Genomic DNA, 4,024 nt, shown 5'->3' with positions numbered 1-4,024 from the left:
GCGTGAGGATCATCCCGGGCCCGGTGGGGCGGCCGGCGGAGAGCGTCAGCCCGGAGGTGTCCGAGTGCAGCCGGATGCCGTGCAGCCGGCGGCCGGTGAGCAGCGCGACGAGCGCGTGGCCGCCCTCGTGCGCGATGGTGACCGCGTTCCGGGCGATCCGCCACGGCAGCCGGGTGGCGACCACGGCGAGCGCGACCACGGCGGTGAGCACCACCAGCAGCGGCGGCGGGTCCGGCTGGGCGCTGGTCAGCGTTTCCCAGAGCGTGGTGAGGCCGTCGATCAGGGGCATGGGCGGGGAGCCTACCGGCCCGAGCCGTGTCGTTCGACCGGCCGAGTCTCATAGAGTGTGAGACTGATCGGACGAGGCGCCGGAGCGGAGGTGAGGTCGGTGAGCGCAGCTCCCTTGGAGCCCTACAGCTCGCACGAGCAGGACGGCGACAGCCACTCGCTGCGGCTGCACCGGCTCGACGGCGCGCACTACGTCGAGGACGCGGTGGCCAAGGCGGGTGAGACGCTCAGTGTCACCGAGCCCTTCCGCTGGGCGATGGACCCGAGCGCGCTCCGCTGATCCGCAAACGACGCGCCACCTGGGCGAACGATGGGCGTCAATGAAAATTTCCTTGCTCCCTATTGCGATCTAGGGCACTAAGCTCCAAAGATGGGCGTCAATAAACGGACGTCCCTCTGGAGGCAACCATGGCCCGTACCAGACTCTCCGTACGCCGGCTCCTCGCTGCCGGCCTGGCCGCCGCCGCCACCGCGGCCGTGGCCCTCGTGGCGACCGCCGGACCGGCCGCCGCCGCGACCACGCCCGGGATCGACGTCTCCCGTTACCAGGGCAGCATCAACTGGACCAGCGTGCGCAACGCGGGCATCCAGTTCGCCTTCATCAAGGCCACCGAGGGCACGAGCTACAAGGACCCGAACTTCAACGCGAACTACGTCAACGCGTACAACGCCGGGGTGATCCGCGGGGCATACCACTTCGCCCGGCCGAACATCTCCGCCGGTTCCACCCAGGCCAACTACCTGGCCAGCAACGGCGGCGCCTGGTCGGCCGACAGCCGTACGCTGCCCGCCGCGCTGGACCTGGAGGGCAACCCGTACAGCGGCGGCTACTGCTACGGCCTGAGCACCACCGGCATGCGCAACTGGGTCCAGGACTTCCTCAACACCTACCGCTCCCGCACCGGCCGGTACGCGGTCATCTACACCACGACGAGCTGGTGGAACCAGTGCACCGGCAGCTGGAGCGGCCCGTGGGCCAACCACCCGCTGTGGATCGCCCGCTGGGCCAGCTCGCCCGGCACCCTGCCGGCCGGTGCTCCGTTCTACAGCTTCTGGCAGTACACGAGCACCGGCTCCGTCTCCGGCATCAGCGGCAACGTGGACCGCAACTACTGGAACGGCGACCGCAGCCGGCTGATCGCCCTGGCCAACAACACCTGATCCACCGGCTTACGACAGTGGGACCGCCTCCGTGCGAGGCGGTCCCACTGTCGCGTCGTACGTGGCTCAGGCTCTGCGGCGCGCGGAGGCCGGCACGGGCGTCCGGCGCATCCAGCGCCACGCCGCCACACCCGCGATCGTGAGGGTCAGCACACCGAGGACCGCGACCGGCGCGGACAGGCCGGCGGCGATCAGGAGCAGCACGACGTCGCCGAGCGCAACGAGCATCCACAGTGCCAGCCGCGGGCCGGTGTCCCTGCGTCGGTAACCCATGTCGCGCCTCCTTCCGTCGTCGGAGGATTCATACCCCCGAGGACGGAAAGCCATGCGAGCGAGTTTCGTGACCGGCGGGATTCCCGGTCAGTTCTGACGGTCCGGCACGAAGCCCTTGGTGATGATCTCCCAGTTCGCCAGGTTGGCGTCCCAGTCCTTCGCCGGGACCTCCCAGCGCAGCGCGAAGCCCCGGTTGCTGGCGGTCGCCACACCACGGTTGCGGACGTGGAAGCGGGTGTCGCCGTTGCGCGTCTCCAGCCAGTCCCAGTCGGCGCAGGTGCGGAAGTAGGGGTCGCACTTGGTGATGCCGACCAGTTTGTAGTTGCGCACGAAGTTGCGCCGGCTCGACTCCTGGCTCTTCCAGTCCGCGTACGCGTCCTTCTTCGGGTTCGGCGTCCACTGGATGAACAGCACCCGCCGAGCGCCACCGACCTCATAGAGCACGACGTTGTCGCTGCGGACCCGCGCCTCGAAACCGTTCGGGATCGGCACCTTGAAGCCGTTCGGGCCGGTGTAGAGGCGCCAGCCGGCCGGCAGCGTGAACCCCGAGGCCGACGGGCTGGCCGACGGCGTGGGGCTGGCCGACGCGCTGGTCGCCGGGGCGCTCGGGGACGCGCTCTCGCTCGCCGCTGGCGGCGGCGCCGCCGACACCGAGGTGCCGGCCGTCGGCTCACCGCCGTCGCCGTCGTCACCGTTGTTCAGCAGCGGCACGGCCGCCACCAGACCGACGAGCAGCAGCAGTACCAGCGCGCCGATCAGCAGGTTGCGCCGGTTGGGCGCGGACTTCTCGACCGGCAGCACCGTGGCCCGGCCGGTCGACTGCGCCTCCTGCACCGGAGCCGGGCTGACCGGTGCGGAACCGGACACGGCCGGGCTGACCGGCGCCGGGGCGTCGGTGACGGGCTCGCCGTCGAGCCGCGTCTCGTCCAGCGCCGGGTCGACGCCGTCGACAGGGGCCTCGTCGTCCACCCGGGTCTCGTCGGTGGAGGGCGCCGGGTCGAGCTTGGTGGTCGGATCGGCGGCCGGCGGAGCCACCTTCGCCGTCGGGCCGGCGTCCGAGGTGGGCGCCGCCACCTTCGCCGTCGGGTCGACGGCCGCGGCCGTACCCCCGGTGGCGGCCCCGGAGACCGAGGTCGCCGCGCGCTCGGCCTGGTCGGCCGGGCGCGGCGCCGGCACCAGCGGCGGGCGCGGCACGCGCGGACCGTTCGGCCCCGGCCGGCGTACGCCGTCCAGCAGTGAAATGCCCTTGGCCCGGCGACCGGCGGCCTTGCGCAGCATGCGCTCCGCCACCTCGGCGGTGATCCGCTCGTCCGGGTCCTTGCGCAGCAGGCCCTGGAGCACCGGCTTGAGCGGCCCGGCGTTGCGCGGCGGCGGCAGCGGCTCGGTGGCGAGCGCGGCCAGCGTGGCGATCGCCGACGGACGCGCGTACGGCGACTTGCCCTCGACCGCCGCGTAGAGCGTGGCGCCGAGCGACCAGAGGTCGGCCTCCGGCCCGGCCGTGCCGTCCCGCGCACGCTCCGGCGAGATGTACGCGGGCGAACCGAGCACCATGCCGGTGCGCGTCACGTTCGGGTCGCCGGGGATCGTGGCCAGGCCGAAGTCGGTGAGCACCACGCGGCCGTCCTCGCCGAGCAGCACGTTGCCCGGCTTGACGTCGCGGTGCATGATGCCCGCCTTGTGCGCGGCCTTCAGCGCGTTCAGCACGCCGAGGCCGATCTCGACCGCCTTGGCCGACGAGACCGGACCGTCCTCGGCGATGGTGTCCTGCAACGACTTCGACGCCACGTACTCCATGACGATCCACGGATCGCCGTCGGTGCGCAGCACGTCGAAGATGCGGACCACGTTGACGTTGTTGAGCCGGGCGATCGCCCGCGCCTCCCGCAGCGAGCGCTCGCGCATCTCGCGGCGCTCCTCCGGGGTGAGGCCGGGCGGCGGGACCAGTTCCTTGATGGCCACGTCCCGGTGCAGCACCTCGTCCCGCGCCTTCCAGACGCGGCCCATGCCGCCCTGACCGAGCGGCGTGATAAGCCGGTACCGGTCGGCGACGAGTTGGGGGAGCGCGTTCGACATCGCAGAAACCGTACCCGGCCGCTGCGACGCCTACACCGTCGGCACGCCACTGTACGGCGAAGGTCGAATTCGTGACGGTTACCCTTGGGGCATGTCTGCCGAAGAGCCGCTGTTCCGGATCGTCCGCGGCGTGCCCACCGCCGAGGAGCTGGCCGCTCTGGTCGGCGCGATCATGGTGCGTACCCGCCCGGCCCAGGCCGCCACGCCGGCCCCCGTGTCGCAGTGGGCG

The 4,024-nt window shown here is 71.9% G+C and carries 6 protein-coding genes; 3 read left to right on the top strand and 3 right to left on the bottom strand.

The window, feature by feature from the left end:
* A partial coding sequence (locus tag KBX39_RS25205; RefSeq protein ID WP_210872832.1) for a M50 family metallopeptidase occupies window positions 1-289 on the bottom strand: 289 nt, incomplete at its 3' end.
* Between the two features lie 99 nt (window positions 290-388).
* On the opposite strand from KBX39_RS25205, the gene KBX39_RS25200 reads away from it, so the two are divergent.
* Window positions 389-568: a hypothetical protein gene (locus KBX39_RS25200; protein WP_233514584.1), complete on the top strand. Its 180-nt coding sequence runs from the start codon at window positions 389-391 to the stop codon at window positions 566-568.
* A gap of 128 nt (window positions 569-696) precedes the next feature.
* The gene (locus KBX39_RS25195) at window positions 697-1,449 is read left to right on the top strand and encodes a GH25 family lysozyme (protein ID WP_043326667.1); all 753 of its coding nucleotides are present in this window, start codon (window positions 697-699) and stop codon (window positions 1,447-1,449) included.
* 66 nt (window positions 1,450-1,515) lie between these two features.
* Here the strand turns inward: KBX39_RS25195 and KBX39_RS25190 are convergent, their stop codons facing one another.
* Window positions 1,516-1,722, bottom strand: coding sequence for a hypothetical protein (locus KBX39_RS25190; protein ID WP_043326669.1), 207 nt, complete (start codon window positions 1,720-1,722; stop codon window positions 1,516-1,518).
* Window positions 1,723-1,809: 87 nt separating this feature from the next.
* Window positions 1,810-3,795 (bottom strand): serine/threonine-protein kinase, encoded by a 1,986-nt coding sequence (locus KBX39_RS25185; RefSeq protein WP_210872830.1) that lies wholly within the window; start codon window positions 3,793-3,795, stop codon window positions 1,810-1,812.
* A 91-nt stretch (window positions 3,796-3,886) separates the two neighbouring features.
* On the opposite strand from KBX39_RS25185, the gene KBX39_RS25180 reads away from it, so the two are divergent.
* The coding region (locus tag KBX39_RS25180; RefSeq protein ID WP_210872834.1) for an acyl-CoA carboxylase subunit epsilon at window positions 3,887-4,024 on the top strand (138 nt) is incomplete at its 3' end.

Source organism: Micromonospora sp. D75, assembly GCF_018070405.1.
GTDB classification, from domain to species: Bacteria; Actinomycetota; Actinomycetes; order Mycobacteriales; family Micromonosporaceae; genus Micromonospora; species Micromonospora chalcea.
Note: the sequence above shows the minus strand (reverse complement) of the source record. Positions and strands in the feature narration are given on the sequence as shown.